Annotated in this window: 14 protein-coding genes; 10 read left to right on the top strand and 4 right to left on the bottom strand. The window is 47.6% G+C overall.

Annotation, left to right across the window (positions count from 1 at the left end):
* Nucleotides 1-83: 83 nt before the first annotated feature.
* Nucleotides 84-1349 carry a GTPase HflX gene (gene hflX / locus L1028_RS08115; RefSeq protein ID WP_234532868.1) on the bottom strand — a complete coding sequence of 422 codons (1266 nt, stop codon included), beginning with the start codon at nt 1347-1349 and terminating at the stop codon, nt 84-86.
* 490 nt (nt 1350-1839) lie between these two features.
* On the opposite strand from hflX, the gene L1028_RS08110 reads away from it, so the two are divergent.
* Nucleotides 1840-2643 carry a hypothetical protein gene (locus L1028_RS08110; RefSeq protein WP_234532867.1) on the top strand — a complete coding sequence of 268 codons (804 nt, stop codon included), beginning with the start codon at nt 1840-1842 and terminating at the stop codon, nt 2641-2643.
* A 102-nt stretch (nt 2644-2745) separates the two neighbouring features.
* On the opposite strand, the gene L1028_RS08105 is transcribed toward L1028_RS08110, so the two are convergent.
* The gene (locus tag L1028_RS08105) at nt 2746-5766 is read right to left on the bottom strand and encodes a DEAD/DEAH box helicase (protein WP_234532866.1); all 3021 of its coding nucleotides are present in this window, start codon (nt 5764-5766) and stop codon (nt 2746-2748) included.
* On the bottom strand, nt 5763-7406 hold the full coding sequence (locus L1028_RS08100; RefSeq protein WP_234532865.1) for an SWIM zinc finger family protein: 1644 nt from the start codon (nt 7404-7406) through the stop codon (nt 5763-5765). Before L1028_RS08100 ends, L1028_RS08105 begins: the two co-directional genes overlap by 4 nt.
* 342 nt (nt 7407-7748) lie before the next feature.
* On the opposite strand from L1028_RS08100, the gene L1028_RS08095 reads away from it, so the two are divergent.
* From L1028_RS08095 to clpB, 4 genes are all read left to right on the top strand, one after another.
* Nucleotides 7749-8216, top strand: coding sequence for an Hsp20/alpha crystallin family protein (locus L1028_RS08095; RefSeq protein ID WP_234532862.1), 468 nt, complete (start codon nt 7749-7751; stop codon nt 8214-8216).
* A gap of 172 nt (nt 8217-8388) precedes the next feature.
* Nucleotides 8389-9396 (top strand): DnaJ C-terminal domain-containing protein, encoded by a 1008-nt coding sequence (locus L1028_RS08090; RefSeq protein WP_234532861.1) that lies wholly within the window; start codon nt 8389-8391, stop codon nt 9394-9396.
* A 202-nt stretch (nt 9397-9598) separates the two neighbouring features.
* On the top strand, nt 9599-9913 hold the full coding sequence (locus tag L1028_RS08085) for a hypothetical protein (protein ID WP_234532860.1): 315 nt from the start codon (nt 9599-9601) through the stop codon (nt 9911-9913).
* Between the two features lie 61 nt (nt 9914-9974).
* Nucleotides 9975-12617, top strand: a complete 2643-nt coding sequence (gene clpB / locus L1028_RS08080) for an ATP-dependent chaperone ClpB (protein WP_234532859.1) — start codon at nt 9975-9977, stop codon at nt 12615-12617.
* 89 nt (nt 12618-12706) lie between these two features.
* On the opposite strand, the gene L1028_RS08075 is transcribed toward clpB, so the two are convergent.
* Entirely contained in the window at nt 12707-14347 is a 1641-nt protein-coding gene (locus tag L1028_RS08075) for a glycosyltransferase family 2 protein (RefSeq protein ID WP_234532858.1), read from the bottom strand.
* Between the two features lie 333 nt (nt 14348-14680).
* Here L1028_RS08075 and L1028_RS08070 point away from each other — a divergent pair, with 333 nt between their 5' ends.
* The 5 genes from L1028_RS08070 to L1028_RS08050 all read left to right on the top strand — a co-directional run bounded on the left by L1028_RS08070 (nt 14681) and on the right by L1028_RS08050 (nt 20112).
* Entirely contained in the window at nt 14681-16297 is a 1617-nt protein-coding gene (locus L1028_RS08070; protein ID WP_234532857.1) for an ABC transporter substrate-binding protein, read from the top strand.
* A gap of 69 nt (nt 16298-16366) precedes the next feature.
* A complete protein-coding gene (locus L1028_RS08065; RefSeq protein ID WP_234532856.1) occupies nt 16367-17317 on the top strand; it encodes an ABC transporter permease in 951 nt (316 codons plus the stop codon).
* A 4-nt stretch (nt 17318-17321) separates the two neighbouring features.
* Complete coding sequence (locus tag L1028_RS08060) at nt 17322-18167, top strand: ABC transporter permease (protein WP_234532855.1); 846 nt, start codon at nt 17322-17324, stop codon at nt 18165-18167.
* 15 nt (nt 18168-18182) lie between these two features.
* The gene (locus tag L1028_RS08055) at nt 18183-19202 is read left to right on the top strand and encodes an ABC transporter ATP-binding protein (RefSeq protein ID WP_060626565.1); all 1020 of its coding nucleotides are present in this window, start codon (nt 18183-18185) and stop codon (nt 19200-19202) included.
* Entirely contained in the window at nt 19192-20112 is a 921-nt protein-coding gene (locus L1028_RS08050) for an ABC transporter ATP-binding protein (protein WP_234532915.1), read from the top strand. The genes L1028_RS08055 and L1028_RS08050 overlap by 11 nt, the downstream gene beginning before the upstream one ends.
* Nucleotides 20113-20130 lie beyond the last annotated feature (18 nt).

The raw sequence follows: 20130 nt of genomic DNA, 5'->3' as shown, positions 1-20130 counted from the left end.
CGCCTCCGCCAATAAGTAGAAGAAGGGGCTGTCCCTGAGCCATTTATGACTTATGGGACAGCCCCTTTGCTATGTCTAATAGCCTAAAGTTCAATAAAATCGTTGCGGAATTTCTCGAAATCAGATTTTCTGCATTCCAGCGCAAGCCGTGTGCCTGTTTCTTCATAGCTAGTGGATTGAACATGGGCATGCACGTTAAAATAGGAGACCACATTGCCACGATCAAATGGAACTAGAATCTCACACTGTACATAATCCGTAAAAACATGGTTACGTATCAGATTTGTGAGTTCAGCCATTCCACTATTTTGTTTCGCGGAGAGATAGACATTGTCACCCTCAAGGTGAGGGTAAGGCAAGTCAGTTAGGTCAGCTTTGTTGTAGGCATAAACCGTTGGGATTTGGTCCGCGCCGAGTGCGTTTAACGTTTCATCGGTAACGGCCATATGCTGCTTATGCTGCGGATCGGAAATATCGACCACATGAATCAATAAGTCAGCTTCGGTCACCTCTTCGAGCGTGGAGCGGAAGGCTTTGACCAGATGATGGGGAAGCTGGCTGACGAAACCGACGGTATCTGTTAATAAAAAGGTTTTGTGATCCGGTAGCTCAATGCTCCGAACGGATGTCTCCAACGTAGCAAATAACATATCTTTGGCGAACACTTGCTTATTAGAGCCTGGATGATACGTCTCCACCATCACATTCATTAAGCTGGACTTGCCGGTATTCGTATAGCCGACGAGACAGACAACCGGAACCTCATTCTTATGCCGCTGCTTCCGCTGAATTTGGCGTCTGGCCACTTGCTGTTGAAGCTCAACTTGTAACGCTGAAATACGTTCTTCAATTCTTCTGCGGTCCAGCTCCAGCTTTGTTTCACCGGCGCCTCTGTTCTTCAGCCCAGCACCACCGCCTTGTCTCCCGAGGGATTCTCGGAGACCTGTCAGGCGGGGCAGCATATACTGCAGCTTGGCTACTTCTACTTGCAGCTGTGCCTCTTTGGTCTTCGCTCTTTCTGCGAAAATATTCAGAATCAGAATCGTTCGATCAATGACCTGACGGCCTAGAGAGGACTCCAAATTGCGAATCTGTGAAGGAGACAGCTCATCATTAAAAATAACAATAGGCGCATCATGCGCTTCCAGAAGCGCAGATAGTTCCTGGATTTTGCCTGTACCAATATAGTGGGAAGGGTTGATCCGGCTTGCTTTTTGACTAAGTTCTCCGACAACTTCTAGGTCACAGGCGGCAGCCAAATTGCACAGTTCCTCCATGGAATAGGCGAAGTTTGTTTCGTTCTGAAGCTGGACACCGACTATAATAGCTTTTTCTCGTAGTTGTTCCATATATTTATTCATCCTCCAGTAGTAAATAGTAAACGCCAAAAAACACAGGCCATCTGCCTGTGCTTACGGTTCGTTAGAGGACATCAGAACAAATGTGTAAGGAGAAATCTCCATTACGACATTAGGGTCTTCCATAGATATATCGAACTAAACAACGGCTGGGGCGTAGGGAAATGATAAATTAATCCCTTACGAGCAACAGTTGGTTTATTGGCTTCTATGGAGTTAAATGGGTAGACCTATCCTGAGTCCTCTGCACATGGGCAGAGCTTTAGCGCTATTCAATTAGCCGCGCAAAGTTCTAACTCGGATAAAGTCTATCACACGTAACCCTCCGTTCATAAAAAGTTAAGTCGAGTTTACCACATCCTTTATTTGGTGGCAAATCTATATTTATACGTTGTGTGGCACTTCTTAATTTTAATATCATCCAAGAATTCTAAAATATGATTGCATACCATATATATATAATTTGATATGAATAGGAGGTGTGAAGACATTGCCTGTCCTCTCTACAAACACCATCATTAATTTACCTGTCGGCGGTACTCGTCCAATAGATCAAGTGGTGATCAAAGTAGTTAACAATGGATCAGCTGGCGCGGCTTGTTATTTAACGGGTTTAGCCAATAGTGCAAGTCCTCAGACAGTCTTTATTGAAGAATTATTTGAGCTGCAATATCGGGAAACATTAAGCAAGACCTACACTATTCTAGAGGATTTATTCCAATTTAATTTTGTATATTCACAGGAACAATTGAAGATTCAGGTTTTTCTTGTGGATGTGAACGGTGTCTGGACGGCTGTTAATCTGGAAGTGTTTCAAGTAAGCCGTATAACCTCGGAAATCCGTGATAACGTATCCGTTACATCGACTGACTTCGCAGCGATCAGCTTTATGAGGAGTCCTGCTTTTACTATTCCACAAGGTCTTGTTGCTGAAATTAGACCGGCGGCTTTAGATATTCTATCCAAAAGACCTGTACGATATATGGTCGTCGCAGGTGGCACTCTGGATGGGACATTCGAGAATTTCCCTACGCCAACTACGGATATTCCTGTCACGGACACGGCACTGCTAGTCAATTACACCTGCACTACGGTCACGGGTGGAAAGGTGATTATGCAAGGTACAGGATCAGGAATCTCCGGTGCTTATGCGAATTTGGCTGTTAATTTGCTTAACGAGCGACTCTCTTACGAGCTTCAGAATGAGCCGGTTACTTTGGTGGTTAACTCACTATCAGGTGATGATGATCTTGCAGTCACCTTTAAGATGTCCGAGCAATGGTGAACGTTCTTTAATCCATTACTGAAGATAAAATCTAGTGATAGAAAAAAGGAACATCCGCGTAGATGCGAATGTTCCCTTTGATGATCCTTGTAAGCGGTAGGATTAGTCTGTTAAGCCTCGCCGCAATGTAAATAGGTCTTTCAAAGCCTCAGTAGACAGCTCGGTAATCCAGCCTTCGGAGCTGGAGATAACATTATCGCTTAGCTGCTGCTTACTCTCCAGCATCTCATCAATCTTTTCTTCGAGCGTCCCGAGAGCGATGAACTTATGCACCTGTACATCACGCGTCTGGCCCATCCGATAGGCGCGGTCCGTCGCCTGATTCTCAACGGCCGGATTCCACCAGCGATCGAAGTGGAATACGTGGTTGGCTGCGGTTAGATTCAGACCGACACCTCCAGCTTTGAGCGAAAGGATGAACACATTCGGCTGATCAGACGGTGGTGCATCTGGACGACTGGCCCCTTCGTCGGCGGAAGGTGCAGGCGTCTGGAATCGCTCAATCATTCGATCACGCGCCTGTTTGGAGGTGCTTCCGTTCAAATAAAGGACAGGCTCTCCCAGCTCCTGCTGTAGAACAGCCTGAAGCATTTTTCCCATCCCGACATATTGTGTAAAGATGAGACAGCGCTCATCCTCTGCACGCAGTTCCTTAACCATATCCAGCAGTCTTTCAAGTTTAGAGGAACGGTTAATGAGTAGACTGGTATCCAGTTTGTTGTCTGAATCGGTTTCAGGTAGGGCCTCCTTGGATACAAGCATCGGGTGATCACATAGCTGCTTAAGTCCGGTCAAAGCCCCAAGAATGGCGCCCTTACGCTCAATACCCTCCAGCTTCTGCATACGTTCGAGCAGTCCGTTTACGGTCTGGTCATAGAGCGCAGCTTGTTCAGCTGTCAGATGAACATAGGTCTTCATCTCGTTTTTATCGGGAAGATCGAGCTGGATGTTAGGATCCTTCTTCTTACGGCGCAGCATGAACGGCTTCACGAGATTCTGCAGGTCCGCTGTACGCTTCTCGTCACGTTCCTTCTCAATGGCATTACTGAATCGGTCGTTAAAGGCTTTGGCGCTACCCAGATAACCTGGGGTTATAAAATCATAAATGGACCACAGCTCGGATAATCTGTTCTCTATAGGTGTTCCTGTCAGCGCAATCCGGTGTAAAGCCGGGAAGCTGCGTACGGCTACCGACTGCTTCGTTTGAGCATTCTTGATGTTCTGTGCTTCGTCCAGGCAAATTGCCGCCCAAGTGAATTCCTTCAGCAACTCCTGATCAAGCGCTGCAGTCGCATAAGAGGTGAGTACCACGTCAGCTTGCGAAGCAGCGCCATAGAAGAATCCTGCGTCCAAACGGCGACTTCCGTAGTGCAGCATCACATTCAAAGAAGGCGCAAAGCGCTGTAATTCCTTCTGCCAGTTGCCCAGCACAGAGGTAGGACAAATGATCAGAGCAGGCCAACCCGGTGGGTCGGTCTGGCGACGGGATGAGCTTGGATTGGTATTTTCTTTGATATGAAGCAAATATGCAATGAGCTGGACGGTCTTGCCAAGTCCCATATCATCGGCTAGACAAGCCCCCAGACCGAATTGACGCAAGAAAGTCAGCCAAGCATATCCTTCATGCTGATAGGTGCGTAGCTCTGCCTGGAGTCCTGCGGGCACCGCAGGCTTTGGCCACTGTGAGCGCTGGCCGAGCTGACCAATGAGGCTGATCAAATGCTCGTTTAGCTCTACCTCGAGCCGCAGGCGCGCCGCATCCTCTTGAAGCTGCTCTTCTGTAGCCTCAGCTTCAGCTTCCTCACTCGCTTGTAGTAAATGAAGCTGGAGCACATCTTGGAAAGACAAGCCTTGCGACTTGTCCATTCCTGCCATGGCTCTTTGAATTTGCGCCAGCAGCGCGGGATCGAGCGAGACCCATTTGCCCTTGAAGCGGACAAGCCGTTCCCCTCTTGCGACCAGCTCGGCAAATTCAGCTTCGGTGAGGTCGACGTCGCCGATAGAGATTCGCCAATCGAAATCGATGATCGAATCGAGGCCGAACAGCGACTCGCCGCCGCTGCGTTTGTCCTCGCCGGAGCTGATCTTCGCGCGCAGGCGCGGCTTTTTCCGGCTGGCGGCTTCCCACCACGCCGGCAGCAGCACTTGCCAGCCTGCTTCCAGCAGCCGCTGGCTCTCGGCCGTCAAGAACCGCCAAGCGATGGCATCGCTGAGCGGTTCGGCCAGCACGTCGCCGCCCGCCGCGAAGCGCTCGGGCGGCAGACTGCCGCGGAGGCGCTCCAGCCATCCCGCGGCGCGCTCGTGCACGTGGGCCGACCATGCTGTCGGCCACAAGCCGTGCGGCTCGCCGTCATCGGCGAGCCTGATGGGAACAAGCGCGGATTCATCGCGCTTGTCCTGAAGGATCAGCTGCAGCCGCCAAGGGGATCCATCCCCTTCGGGCTCCAGCAGCTGTAGAGCGGGCCGGAAAGGCGCGGTGTCCGCCTTCCAGCCAATGGCGATAAGCCACGCAGCGGTATCCATGCCCGCTGCAAGGGCGCCGCTTCTATCGAATAGAAGCGGGAATTCGCTCCGGAGGTCGCCTGCCTCGGCCTCCGTGCTGTAATGCCTCTGCGATACGGCGGCGGAGAACGCCGCGCGTAACCCACGGCTTAATTCGCTGCCGCCATTTAGCGCCTCAAGAGCCCCTTTGGCAGTGTCATTCTCCACTGCCGCCTGCGCAAAAGCGCCCTCATCCCAGGTCCATTGCAACCTTCCGGCGCGATAAGCAGAGATATCGGGAATATACTGTTTGTTCTCCAGACATACAGCCAGAAGTGGCGCCAGTTCAGTCAGGTGAGCCGAATCGCCCTCCCAGTGCCATTCGATATGCGCCAGCAGCTTCTGCTCTGCAAAGAAAGGGATGACCTGCTCCGCAGGTAGAATCACTAGCTCTACACCTTCGCCAGCCGGTTGAACCGTTAACTCCGTTCCATAAAAAGACGCCTCGTGCCAGGCGAATAACCGCTGCTTAAGCTGCAAACCGGGCAAGAGATCTTCTCTTTCATTCATTCCGTATATTAAAGCGTCGCCATACTGGCTTAATGCAAGCCGGATGGTCAGCGTGCGCAAATGTATGTTCATGGTATTAGCTTTCCTTTCCGAAGCTCCTCTTGCAGCGCGCGGAGCCTGCTATGCCTAGTGGTGAAAGCTTCCAGGAACGCTTCCCACCGTTCTTCCTGTTTCATTTTTTTATACAGCTTGGATAATCGCTTCAAGAGTTTCACAGCCGCTTTGTAGCTATGTCTATTCTTATCCAGCACAAATCTTTCGGCCGCCTGATGGTAGAAGGGCAGTAGAACTTCGGGTGCGTTTTTCTCCATAGGCTGGAGGTCGGTAACACGAAATTCAGAAGGCTGTTTACCGATGGACAGTTGATAATCCATCCATATCTGCCATTTTCCATAGGTGATTAACTTCTCTTCGTATACTTCACCAGAGATAGGTAACATAGTGCCTAATGTATTCCACATCCTAGGCTCCGCTTCAGGAAGGTGGCGGACGGCTTCTTCCCAGCTGTTCGAATAGCCATTCAGATTATAGAGTCTGCTGCTCAGCAGTGGGCCAATCTGAACAAGCCAACCGACCAAGCGTGACCATTCACCTGCATCCAAAAGCGGGGAGGTGAAGCTCATAAGCTCATCGGGATGGAGACCCGGGCGCTCGGCAGCCGTATTCAATAATTCCCAAGCCTTCTGGTCATCCTTCAGATAAAAATACATGCGGCTCTGGGCTAACAGCCACGCATGGCGTGACAGGGAAGCGCCTAATTCACTTTCTGCCTGCTGAAGCTGTTTGATTTCATCCAGATAAAGCTTAGTTCCACCTGTATTCGGATAAATCCAGTTTCTCCACAGCAGGTCATAGCACAGTGAAAAAGAGGGCTGATCCCGCAAGCGATCGCGCGACTCCGTCAACATCTCGCGCCGCAAGTAGGAGAGGGTCTCGACGATATGCGGCCACAGATCGTATTCCTGCTCTTGCTCGGGAGACAGCGGGAGTGTGCTTTTTAACAGACGTGTGATTGCTTCCTGTAGCTCTGAGACCGCTACTTGCGTGTAATAGCCGAGTGATGAGGTGAAGGCGACCTGACCGGGCAGATTGGCGGAAGGCTTAGCCAGCTTTTCTATAAGAAAAAGATGGGCATGCAGGGTAAATAACTTGTCCATTTCCGGTGATAACTTCGGCTTAAATTTAGTAATGGAAGATAATGCCCGATCCACATATTCAGGATTCCGAGTGGTATGTGCCAGAGGCGTGATGCAGAACGCAAAATACTCGCGCCACTCCGTGATGCCTCCGTCAGCGATCCGGCTGGCATGTTCTTTTAGCTGCTGCTGGTGCTTTCCATCGGCTCCGATAGGGGAACTACTTGATGTTTTTGGAAGAAACGATGCGGCCTTAGCGTTAGCTAGAACTTGTACAGACCTATTCTGTTGTTCAGCATAACTAAGTAAAACGGCTGCCATATGTTTGCAGTGACCTGAAACAGGGCAGTTACAATGACACCGAGTGAAGCTGTCCAGATCAATCGTAACGCGGTAATCCTCTCTGCCTTCAACAAGGGCGTTTATCTTAGATGGCTCCGTCATGGTGAACGAACGAATCCGGTTTTGCTTATAATATTGGAACCCTCGTTTGAGGGTAAGGTCATTGAAATAATAGGCGACATTCTGGATGAGCTTACTCCACTGCGTATCATCCATAGTATAGGTTGGTTGCATACAATTGGTCTCCCGTAAGAAAAATGGTCGTTATTTGACTTTCATTATATCATTTCTTTTTGAGTAGGATGTTTTGGTGTTGTAATGATTGTGAAGTTGCTGGCTTGTATGGAACGTAAGACCTAAACATATACTAATCGTGCTGTGTTTTGAAGTATAGACTAAATAAAGGTCAAAAAAGGTCAAATCATTAAAAACATTAAAATTTGTAGCATTAAATCAGCTGATTTGCCTGAATTTGGCCGAAAATTGGCTTAAAACGGTTTTGTTATTCCTCTGATGGGGGACTATAATAAGGTCATAGGTCAAATAAAGTCAAAGTCAATGAGAGGAGAATGGATAATGTTTGATTTGGTTCCTTTTGGTAAACGTAGAGATGATGCTTTTGGTATGCTGGCTAAGTCTTTGAATGATGTTTTTAATGATGATTTCTTTGCACCGATCAAGAGCTCCACGATGTCCTTCAGAACGGATATTCGCGAGAGTGAGCAGGCTTACCTAATTGAAGCTGAACTTCCTGGCTTTAAAAAAGAAGAAATCGACATTGATTATGCCAGCCCTTACTTGACGATTAAAGCGGTGCGGAAGGAAGAGAATGCGGAGGAGAACAAGGATCATCAAATTGTACGTAGAGAACGTCGATATGGTGAATATGTTCGCAGATTCTATGTTCAGGATATTGCAGTGGAAGAAATTCACGCGTCTTTGAAAGACGGATTACTGAAGCTGGAAGTACCAAAACAGCAAAAACCGCAAGGGAAACGCATTGAGATTCAAGACGGAGATTCTAGCGCTTCGCAGTCTGAATAAGCATAATTTAGATAATAGTTTCCGCTCAGCATCTTAGAGATAGGCAGCGAGCTTTTAATATAGTGTTATGAATAAAAGGCGCATTGTAGTGGAGGATTCCGGCTATGGTGCGTCTTTTCTCGGAATGGAATGATGGGTTATAGGTAATAAAGCAATGAAAGGAGGAATCCGAATGGCTAACAAAAGCTATTATGATGCTTTGGGCGTGAGCAAAACAGCTACTAAACAGGAAATTAAAAAGGCTTATCAAAAGCTGGCCAAGAAGTGGCATCCCGATGTGAACAAGGCCCCTGAGGCAGAGGCAAAATTCAAAGAAGCGGCTGAAGCCTATGAGGTGCTGGGCAATGAGGAGAAACGCAAGCTTTACGATGAGGAGCTGCTTTATGGGGCTCAGCGTGGTAGAACTGGTGGAGGTGCGTCGAGCGGAGCCTCTTCATGGGATTCAAACTTTGGTGGAAGCTGGAGCGGTGGGACTTATTCTGCAGGAGGCTCTGGCATTTCGGAGGAAGATTTGTTCGGAATGTTTTTTGGAAATCGGGGATCAGCAGATCGCGCTGGCTTTGATTTCTTTTCTAGTAGTGGTAGTGGGCGTTCGAACGGCAATCCATGGGGTGAGGCGCGCAGTACGACGCAGGCGCAGCTGGATATTACGTTGGAGCAGGCCTATAAGGGAGCAACTGTAAGAGTGCAGATCGGTGATAAAACTGTGGACGTTCAAGTTCCGCCGGGATCTAGTGAAGGCACGATTTTAAAAATCGCAGGAACCACTCAGAGTGGCATAGCTCCAGGTGGCGATATACTGCTGGCACTTCATATTCTTCCTCATGATATATACGAGCTTCGAGCTGGCGACTTATACGGTGTAGTTGAAGTTGCTCCATGGCAAGCGGTATTGGGTGGTGAGGTGAAAATTCCATTACCGGGTGGCGGTGCCGTGAAATTGAAGATTCCTGCAGGAATTCAAAATGGCAAAACGCTGCGCATTCCCGGCAAGGGATTGAAGCGCGAAAATGGTGCGAACGGTGATATTTTATTTGGTATTGAGATTGTTGTTCCTGAGCCAACCAACGAAGCGGAGAAGATGTTGTACCGTAAACTGGCTGAATCCAGCCTTTTCGAGGCCAGAGCTAAACGCCAAAGTGCTAGTGCGCAGCGCCCGAAGGCAAAAGTGGGTAATTAATAGGTAGGTAAAGGTAAAAGTAAATGTAAAGGTAATTTCGTGTGTGCGAGGTCAACTCTGGTTGGTGATTACGGTGATTGGAATGCTAGTTGTAGAAAAGTAACTTGATTAGAAACTAACTTGATTAGAAACTAACTATTGAAGAGACTTATGCTGAAACGAGTAGTGTAGGCACGTCGGGTAAAACAAAGGTAAAAATACCTTGGATCGCGTGGATTTCGGCTCGATGAGCGAAAAGAAAGGCAAAAATGCCACGGATTGCACCGAATGTGGCTCAATAAGCGAAAAGAAGAGCAAAAATGCCTCGGATTGCACTGAAAGTGGCTCGATGAGGGAAAAGAAAGGCAAAAATGCCTCGGATTGCACTGAAAGTGGCTCGATGAGGGAAAAGAAAGGCAAAAATGCCTCGGATTGCGCCGAATGTGGCTCAATGAGCAAAAAGAAAGGCAAAAATGCCTCGGATTGCGCAAATGCGGCCCATCCGCCCCAAATCAGCGGTATTAATCCCGCTAAATAAATCTATACCGGCCAAAACGGCCGATCCCATATATCATTCCTAATAGAAAGGTGAGAGAGCAATGGATTTCAATAAACTTACTCAAAAACTGCAGGAAGCAGTGACTGCGGCGCAGTCGCTTGCATCGGGCGGCGGACATCAGGAGATCGGTAATCTCCATCTGTTAAAAGCGTTACTCCAGCAGCAAGAAGGTTTGCTGCCAAGATTGCTGCAAAAGATGAACGTCCCCGTAGCTGAGATGCTGCACAGCACGGATGAACTGCTTGGGCGCAAGCCGAGTATAAGCGGATCAGGAGCAAGCACGGTACGGCGTTATGCCTCGCAATCGCTGATCCATCTGCTGGAACAGGCGGAGAAAGAAGCAGCGAAGATGCAGGATGAGTTTGTTTCCGTAGAGCATGCTGTGCTCGCTATGGTGTCGGATTCGAGCAGGGACAATCGAGAGCTGCGTGATCTTTTTGTCAGTCGTGGATTAACACGCGAGAAGCTGATGTCTATACTTGCTGAGATTCGTGGGCATCAGCGTGTAACGAGTCGGGAGCCGGAGGCTACTTATGAGGTGTTGGAGAAATACGGACGAGATCTTGTGGCAGAGGTTCGCGCGGGCAAGATCGATCCAGTCATCGGACGTGACGCAGAGATACGCCGCGTGATCCGAATTCTATCCCGCAAAACGAAGAATAATCCTGTGCTCATCGGTGAGCCAGGTGTGGGTAAAACAGCGATTGTGGAAGGCTTGGCTCACCGGATTGTACGCAAAGACGTACCAGAGGGGCTGAAGGACAAGACGATTTTCTCGCTGGATATGAGTTCTCTTGTAGCAGGCGCGAAGTTCCGTGGTGAATTTGAAGAGCGTCTGCAGGCGGTACTGCGGGAAGTACGTGAAAGTAACGGCCGCATTATTCTTTTTATTGATGAGCTGCACACGATTGTAGGCGCAGGTAAAACCGAAGGCTCGATGGACGCGGGTAATATGCTGAAGCCGATGCTGGCCAGGGGCGAACTGCACTGTATCGGTGCCACAACGCTCGATGAATACCGCAAGTATATAGAGAAGGACCCTGCGCTGGAGCGCCGTTTCCAACAGGTACTGGTCAGCGAACCGGATGTAGAGGATACGATCTCCATCCTACGCGGGCTGAAGGAACGGTTCGAAGTTCATCATGGGGTCAAAATCCATGACAGTGCCCTCGTCGCTGCAGGCGTTCTGTCTAACCGCTACATTACGGATCGTTTTTTGCCGGATAAAGCGATCGACTTAGTGGATGAAGCTTGTGCCATGATCCGTACGGAGATAGACTCCATGCCGGGTGAGATGGATGAGGTGACCCGCCGTCTAATGCAGATGGAGATTGAAGAAGCAGCGCTCAAAAAAGAAACCGATGACGCCAGCAAACGCCGTCTGGAAATCTTACAACGTGAACTCGCCGATCTCAAGGAGAAGCAGCTTGGGATGACGGCGCGTTGGGAGAAGGAAAAGTCAGCGATACAAGGCATCCGCGACCTCAAAAAACGTCTGGAGCAAGCACGCAAGGAACTGGTCGATGCTCAGGAGGAATACGATCTTAATAAATCGGCTGAATTGAGCTATGGCATCATTCCTGATCTGGAGCGTCAATTGAAAGCAGCGGAAGAAGCGGCACAGCAGGATCAGGATACAAGATTATTGCGTGAAGCTGTAACCGAGGAGGAAATCGCAGATATTGTGTCGCGTTGGACGGGCGTTCCAGTTAGCAGACTGGTTGAAGGCGAACGGGATAAGCTGCTGCGTCTGGAAGAAACGCTGCATGAACGGGTTGTGGGCCAGGATGAAGCTGTCAGCTTGGTGGCCGATGCGGTGCTTCGTGCAAGAGCCGGGATCAAAGATCCGAATCGGCCGATCGGTTCCTTCCTGTTCCTCGGTCCGACTGGGGTAGGGAAGACGGAGCTGGCTAAATCGCTGGCGGTCTCTCTCTTTGATCGCGAAGATGGCATGATCCGTATTGATATGTCGGAGTATATGGAGAAGCATAGTGTTTCCCGCTTAGTCGGTGCGCCTCCGGGATATGTCGGGTATGAGGAAGGTGGACAGCTCACAGAAGCTGTACGGCGTCAGCCTTATACAGTAGTGTTGCTCGATGAAGTGGAGAAGGCGCATCCCGATGTATTTAATATTCTGCTGCAGCTGCTTGATGATGGACGGCTAACCGATTCGCAGGGCCGGATGGTTGACTTCAAGAACACGATCATTATCATGACCTCGAATATCGGTTCACCACATCTGATTCAAGGTACTGATGAGAAGGGTCAGCTTACGGAGGCTGCCAAGGACAGTGTAATGAAGGAACTAAGCGGTCATTTCCGTCCAGAATTTCTGAACCGGGTTGACGATATTGTGATGTTCAAGCCGTTGACCCTGGGTGAGATCGAGAAAATCGTGGACAAACTGGTGGACGGATTACGTATACGCCTTGCTGAACGGGAGATTGGTCTTGAGTTAACTGAAGCTGCGGTACGTTTTATCGCTAAGGAAGGTTTTGATCCAGTGTATGGGGCGAGACCGCTGAAACGCTTTATCCAGCGTAGTCTGGAGACCCGTGTGGCACGTGCGATCATTGCGGGTGAAGCCGCAGAGGGTTCACTGATTCAAGTAGACGAATCGGGCGGCGACCTGACAGTGAGTATTATGAAACCGGATTTCGATGAACCACAGCGTAATGAATAAGAAGAAGTTAGCAAAATGGCTCTTACTATGAATAAAAAGGCGTCCACAAAGCCGTTAAGGTTTTGTGGACGTCCTTTTTATGATTACACTCACTCCACCCAAGGTATTAAATGAGGGTGTTCATCCAGAATGGACAGGTATTGCTCCTTCCAGCCGTATTGGCCATCGGGATCAAGGAGCATGTAACGTAGATATTTTTCTAAACGGAATTCTGCCTTCGACCAACCTAAATGTTTAAGTCGCAAGTTGCTTAGCTGGTGGGGAAGCTCGAAGATATTCTCCGGGAATCGCCCACAGTGCTGTGGGGATTCATTCCATACATAGTTGAAGTCTTCTTTATAACGAAGCAAAAAAGGACGGTAATTCAAATGAGAGCGCCAGTAAATATCTTCTCTGTAATGGGTGGCGTTCCATAAATCGTAGAGACGGAAACAGAATAGATCGACCTCGTCAGCGTACAGCAAGGGTTCGATATTTGCCGCAAAGCTCGCTTCAAAGATTTCATCTGCGTCCAGATTCAGAATCCACTCGGGCTTCGTCTTCAGAACCTCTTCCCACTGCTGCTTTCGTAGCTCGATTTCATTGCTGAATTTGGATATAGTATTGTGCACGAGATGAACGGGAATGCCTTCAAGCGCCTCCAGGCAGATAGCTGCAGAATTATCGGTGCTGCCATCATCAATAATGACGGCCTCGTCGATGTATTTACGATGCTCCTCCAGGACCTGTCGCAGAAAGCGCCCACTTTCATTTTTCACAACCATGGTGAGGGTTAGCTTGGGCCGCTTTCTGGCTAGGGGGACTATTTCCTTGGGATTTTCATTGTCTGGATTGTCTGGTGTGGATGTCGGCTCTGTCGATACAGGTACTTCCTCCGTAGATGAACCGCTCTCAGCATCAGTGGCTTCAGCTGTGGCCTCCGTAGTTTCTTTGATGAAATCCTCAACTTTACTCAGATCACTGTCTCTATATAAGTGTAGCGCCGGATAATGGGTATCGACGAACAGGGGGATGCCAAGGGCTGCGGCACGAATGCAGAAATGACGGTCTTCTCCCCAGTATGAAATGTTGCGAATTTGATTATAGCTAACTCCAGCTTTTATCGCATGCTGACTAATCAATGTACAAGCCCCGAGTCCGCCCACCTCATAGATTCCGGGAATCCGCATTTTAGCGATGAATTCATGAAATCTGCGATTAATCTCCTCTGGTTGCAGTTTTTCACCGGGCAGTAGCTCCCACTGATTGTATTCGTCGTGCATCCATACCTGCGGCTGAAACATAGTCCCTGGCTGCCACTGCGTCCAGAATACCTCGGAAATAATATCCTTGTTCGTACCTATTAGATGTCTGAGGGTATCCGGATGGAGAATGAGATCAGAGTCGATAAGGAATAAATAATCATAGTTCAAGGTTTGGGCTCGGTTGATCATTAGATTCTTAAAATTGGCTACTTTCCAGACTAAGTTGGTATTCCAAAAGTGGGTAGTATCATTGCGAATATACGCATCGTGAAAGCCGGAGCTCTGAAGATAAATATGATCACCCATATTTTTAAACTCCTGGAGCAGCCGACTTGATTCCTCATCATCATTATCATCAACCAGATGGAAATCCAGCTCAATATCGGCTACGTTCAGACGAAGCAGGGAATTCAGAAATTCTTTTAAAACTATAGGCTTCTGGTGGATCGGACTGCCAATCAATACGCGAATCTTGTTTTCCGTCATTGCCGCCTCCTTGGGGGACGCCCCTCTTTCCTTAGATGTCCTTATGTTCTCAATATATTTACAGGAGAGCGGCAATAATCCTTATTTTTCAAAGTTCTGTAAAGTAAATAAGTGTTAAATATATTAATTCGTAACGATCTGCTGTACAATAACCAAATAATTAGATACAGATGACAAAATGAACAGCAAAGGATGAGCGCTATGGATAAATCACCGATTAATTCCCTAGATATTACATTAATGTGAAATCCTATCCATTGTAATTCCTAGTATTCCGATATACAATATAAAAAACACAAGCAACGCAGAACATAGAATACGGGGGAGAAACTTATGCGTAAAGGATTATCTGGAGTTATTACTTTGATTTTGTTAACATTTTTGATTAGTGCGTGCTCCGGAGGGAACACCGCCACTTCTACAGATACAAATCAGACGCCTGCTACTAATGATGGAACGACAGCAAGCACTGAGCCAAAAGATGGAGGCAACTTGATTATTGGAGTCGCTGCTGATCCTGTTATTCTAAATCCGAACTACGCGGGTGACCGTGTCAGTCTTACGATTGACCAAGCGCTCTATGCTCCACTGTTCCAAGTAAATGAGGGTAAGAAGACCTTCTACTTGGCAGACAGCCTGACCCTTTCAGAAGATAACCTGACTTATACGTTGAAGCTGAAAAGCGGACTTACATGGCATGACGGAGAAAAGCTTACGGCTGACGATGTCGTGTTCACGATTGATAGCATCCTCGATGAGAAGCAAAACAGCATGTTGAGAGCAAATTTATTCATCGGTGATAAACCCGTTAAGGCGGTTAAGGTGGATGATCTGACCGTAGAGTTCAAGCTACCGCAGGTCAGCCCAGCTTTTGAAGCTACACTAGTGCAAGTATTTCCGATTCCAAAGCATATTTTTGAGAATGAGACGGATCTAGAGAAAAGCACCAAGAATGCTAATCCGGTTGGATCTGGACCATTTAAATTTAAAGAATATAAAGCCGGCGAATATGTAACATTAGAAAGATTTGATAACTACTTTGGCGGCAAGCCACATCTTGATTCTGTAACGTACCGGATTGCTAAAGATACGAATGCTGCGAATCTCGCACTTCAAAGTGGTGAGATCAACATTAAATATCTAGATCCACAGGATGTTGGAACGATTGAGGCTTCGAACAATTTCGAAATCCTTCCTTATAGTGAAGGCCGATTGTCCTACCTGATGTTCAATGCGAACAGTGATAGAGGTGCTCTTGCTAAAAAAGAAGTTCGTCAAGCCTTGTCTCTAGCATTAAGTCGTGATGAAATCATTCAGGCTGCTTATACCTCTAGCGAGTATGCAGACCCGGCGAAGTCATTCTTGACTCCGGATGCATTGTTCTATACTAATGATGTACCTTCTTTCGATAATGATGTGGAAAAAGCGAAAGAGCTTCTGAAGTCGGCTGGAGTTAGCGATCTGAAATTGAGATTGATTGTATCGAGCGGAAATAAAGCTCAGGAAGCCATTTCACTATACGTGCAGCAAAAGCTAAAGGCCATTGGCGCTGAAGTTGAACTGCAAAATATGGATGCTTCGGCATATGGTCAGAAGTTCAGTGATATGAATTCAACAGATTTTGAACTTGCTATTGCGGGTTATATTATGGGTTACGATCCTGACGCTTACAGAATTTTGTATACTTCTACTGCTGATTCCAACTACTCGCATTATAATAATGCTGAGGTTGATAAGTTGTTCAATGAAGGTGCAGGAGAAGCAGATGTGACTAAACGTGGTGAGATCTATAAGAAGATCCAAGAAGTCATTGCAGACGATGCACCGATTTATCCAATCGCTAATACTAAGACTATTGTAGCTGTCTCCAAGAACTACGGCGGTCTTGAAGAAGCAGTCTTGAAGCCTGTCGTTATTTTTGAAGATTTATCGAAAATCTACCTTAAATAAAAACGGGAAAAAGTAAGCTGGGTTATCCAGCTTACTTTTTTACCGATACAGAACTGGGAGAATAAACGTATGAGACAACTTATCGTCCGAAGATTACTGCAAACCCTGCCGATGTTGTTTTTTGTTTCGGTTGTGTGCTTTGCGATGATTAAGCTGGCTCCGGGGGATCCGGTATTATCCTTCGTTACGCCGAATATGCATGCAGATGATATTGAGCGCATCCGGCATAACCTTGGGCTGGATAAGCCAGCTTACATTCAATATTTAATCTGGATTAAAGAAATACTGCAGGGGAATTTTGGTTATTCCCTAGTGAATCATCAGCCAGTGTTGGATCAAATTCTAGAACGCCTGCCTGCAACCGCTGGTTTGATGGGTTCTGCGATCGGTCTTGCTGTTTTACTGGCAATTCCACTCGGTCTTATTGCTGGAGCAAACCGGAACCGCTGGGTAGATAAGCTGATTAATTTCTTATCCTATGTCGGAATATCCGTGCCTTTGTTCTGGCTTGCCATCTTACTGATGTATTTATTCGCGATTAAGCTGCACTTGCTCCCCATTATGGGGATGCGAACGATTGGTGTGGAATCGGCGTTTGACGTATTCAAGCATGCTATCCTGCCTTGTACCGTACTTGCTTTTGGATTCCTGGCTGGTTATGTGCGATACATTCGCTCTAGTACCATTGGACAGCTAAAAGAAGAGTATGTGCAGATTCAATATGCTTTTGGATCTAACAAGACAACGATTCTATTCCGTCATGTAATGAAGCATGTGTTGCTTCCTGTAATTACATTGCTCGGGATGTCTATGGGTGATCTGGTGGCAGGTGCAATTGTTACAGAAACAGTATTTTCATGGCCGGGTATTGGCTCTTTGGGGATGACTGCAGTTAAAGGGATGGATTACCCCGTGATTATGGGAATTACTCTATTCTCCTCTTTAATGCTGATCATCGGTAATCTAGTCGCGGATATTCTATATAGCTTCGTGGACCCACGAATTAAATTAACGAGGTGACCTCATGAATCGCAGTAAATGGAAAAGTGTTGGAGATGAGCTATTTACGAATAAATTGGGCGTCCTTGCCCTCATTACTTTAATCATCTTCACACTGGGCTCTATATTTGCTTTTTTATCTGGACATGATCCGAATGCGATGGATGTTCTGGCACGTCTGAAATCGCCAGGAGCCGATCACTGGTTCGGGACGGATGACTATGGCCGGGATTATTTTGCCCGCGCATTATATGGTGGTCGGGTGTCCTTGCTAGTTGGCTTTGCTTCAATGATCATTGCTACAGGCATAGGTGTGACGGTGGGCGTAATCAGTGGATACTTTGGCGGATGGGTTGATAATCTTCTCATGCGGATGCTTGATGTAGTGCTGTCCATTCCTTCTTTCCTGGTTCTGCTGCTGCTTAGCGTATTCCTGAAGCCAAGTGTAGGGAATATCATCATTATTATTGCATTATTAATGTGGATGAATATCGCCCGTGTCATTCGGGCAGAGACGATGACGATCAAAGAACGGGAATATGTACTCTATGCAAAAGCCTCCGGACAGAGCAATTTCGGAATTATTTGGCGTCATATTCTTCCGGGGTTAGTCCCGGTTGTCATTGTAGGTGCGACGAATAATATCGCTTCGGCGATTATGATGGAATCCTCCTTAAGTTTCCTGGGGTTTGGGGTACAGCCTCCGAATTCGACTTGGGGCAGTATGCTTAACAATGCGCAGGGGTATATCGCGCAAGCGCCATATCTGGCTTTATTCCCTGGATTATTGATACTATTAACGGTACTGAGCTTTAATGTTTTGGGTGATATTTTGCGGGTAGGCTTTGAACCGAAGCTGATCCGAAGATAGGAGTGTGAAGACATCATGACGGAACGGCTATTGTCTGTCGAGGATTTGAAGGTTTCGTTCCATACAAGGGACGGAGAGAATCAAGCAGTTCGCGGCGTTAGCTTTCATATAGATGCTGGTGAGACGGTAGGAATCGTCGGAGAATCTGGTAGTGGGAAGAGTGTGACTGCCAAGGCGATTATGTCATTAATTACACCTCCGGGTAAAATTATCGGTGGAAATATTAATTTTCGTGGTGAGAATTTATCGAACCTTTCGGAAAAAGAGTGGAGAAAGCTGCGCGGTAACCGCATAGCAATGGTGTTTCAGGACCCCATGACCTCTCTTAATCCTGTAAAAAAAATCGGCCAGCAGCTTACGGAAGTCATCCGTCGGCATCGGGGTTTAAATAAGCAAGAAGCACTTAAAGAGGCAGCAAGTATCTTGCGTCAGGTAGGTATTAATAATCCTGAACAGCGGCTGCAGCAATATCCGCATGAATTCAGCGGCGGGATGCGCCAGCGGGTCATGATCGCCATGGCTCTTTCCTGTAAGCCAGAGCTATTGATTGCGGATGAGCCGACAACTGCGCTCGATGTAACAATACAGGCGCAAATTCTAGATCTTTTTAAAGAGTTGAAGAATAATACCAGTACAGCTGTAGCGCTCATTACCCATGACTTGGGTGTGGTTGCACAGGTATGTACACGGGTTATCGTAATGTATGGTGGACTTGTGATGGAGGAAGGCACGGTGGAGGATATCTTTTATCGCCCACAGCATCCTTACACGAAAGGTCTGCTTCGCTCGATTCCAAAACGTGACGGTAAGTCGCGGGAACGCCTTATCCCTATCGAAGGTACACCTCCGGATTTGCTGAATCCTCCTTCGGGGTGTCCATTTATGGAACGTTGCCCTAATGCTTTTGCCCGTTGCAGCGAACGTCCTCCGGTCATCGAATTATCGCCTGGCCATCGTTCGATGTGCTGGCTGGCAGACGGTGTGCAGGAGACTCCAGCCGTAGCTGGTGTTGAAGGGAGCGGTTCTGTTGAGTGATAATAAGATTCTAGTGGACGTAAATAATCTGAAGAAACATTTCTCCAAAGGCAAGGATATATGGGGACGTAATACATCTGTGCTTAAGGCGGTAGATGGCGTAAGCTTTCAGATTCGTCAGGGGGAGACCTTTGGACTGGTCGGAGAATCAGGGAGCGGCAAGTCCACGGTTGGACGCTGCTTGCTGCGATTGTATGACTATACAGACGGTGAAGTGTCTTTTGACGGGCAGCCGCTGAGCAAGCTTGGAGAGAAGCAGCTTAAGCCTTTTCGCAGACGGATTCAATCGATTTTTCAAGATCCGTATTCCTCGTTGAATCCAAGCCTGAGTGTTCTTGATCTGATCAGTGAGCCTATGAAAATCCACGGGATCCACGAAGGCGACGAACGTATAGAGGCTGTTGCGGCACTGCTGGATAAGGTGGGTTTAAAAAGAGAGCATCTTTATCGCTTCCCTCATGAATTTAGTGGTGGGCAACGCCAACGGATATCGATCGCTCGAGCGTTATCTGTGAAACCTGAATTCGTAGTGTGCGATGAACCGATCTCAGCGCTGGATGTATCTGTTCAGGCTCAGGTAGTGAATATGCTGGAGGATTTGCAGTCGGAATTCGGGTTAACCTACCTCTTTGTTGCGCATGATCTGTCGATGGTACGGCATATTTCGGACCGGATTGGCGTGATGTATGGGGGGCGTCTCGTAGAGGTAGCCGGAAGTGATGAACTGTACGAGAATCCTATCCATCCTTATACGAAGGCGTTGCTGTCTTCGATTTTGGAGACGGACCCTAAGCGGGCTAATCAGAGAATTATTTTAGATGGATATTCGGCAGAGTACGGCAGGGCGGAGACTTCTACATTGCAGGAAGTGAGTCCGGGTCATTATGTTGCTTATGATTTCACGGAATAAGTAGTATCTATATACAGG

It is taken from the genome of Paenibacillus pseudetheri, assembly GCF_924513355.1.
GTDB lineage: Bacteria > Bacillota > Bacilli > Paenibacillales > Paenibacillaceae > Paenibacillus_AQ > Paenibacillus_AQ pseudetheri.
This window is presented reverse-complemented; position numbering and strand designations above follow the sequence as displayed.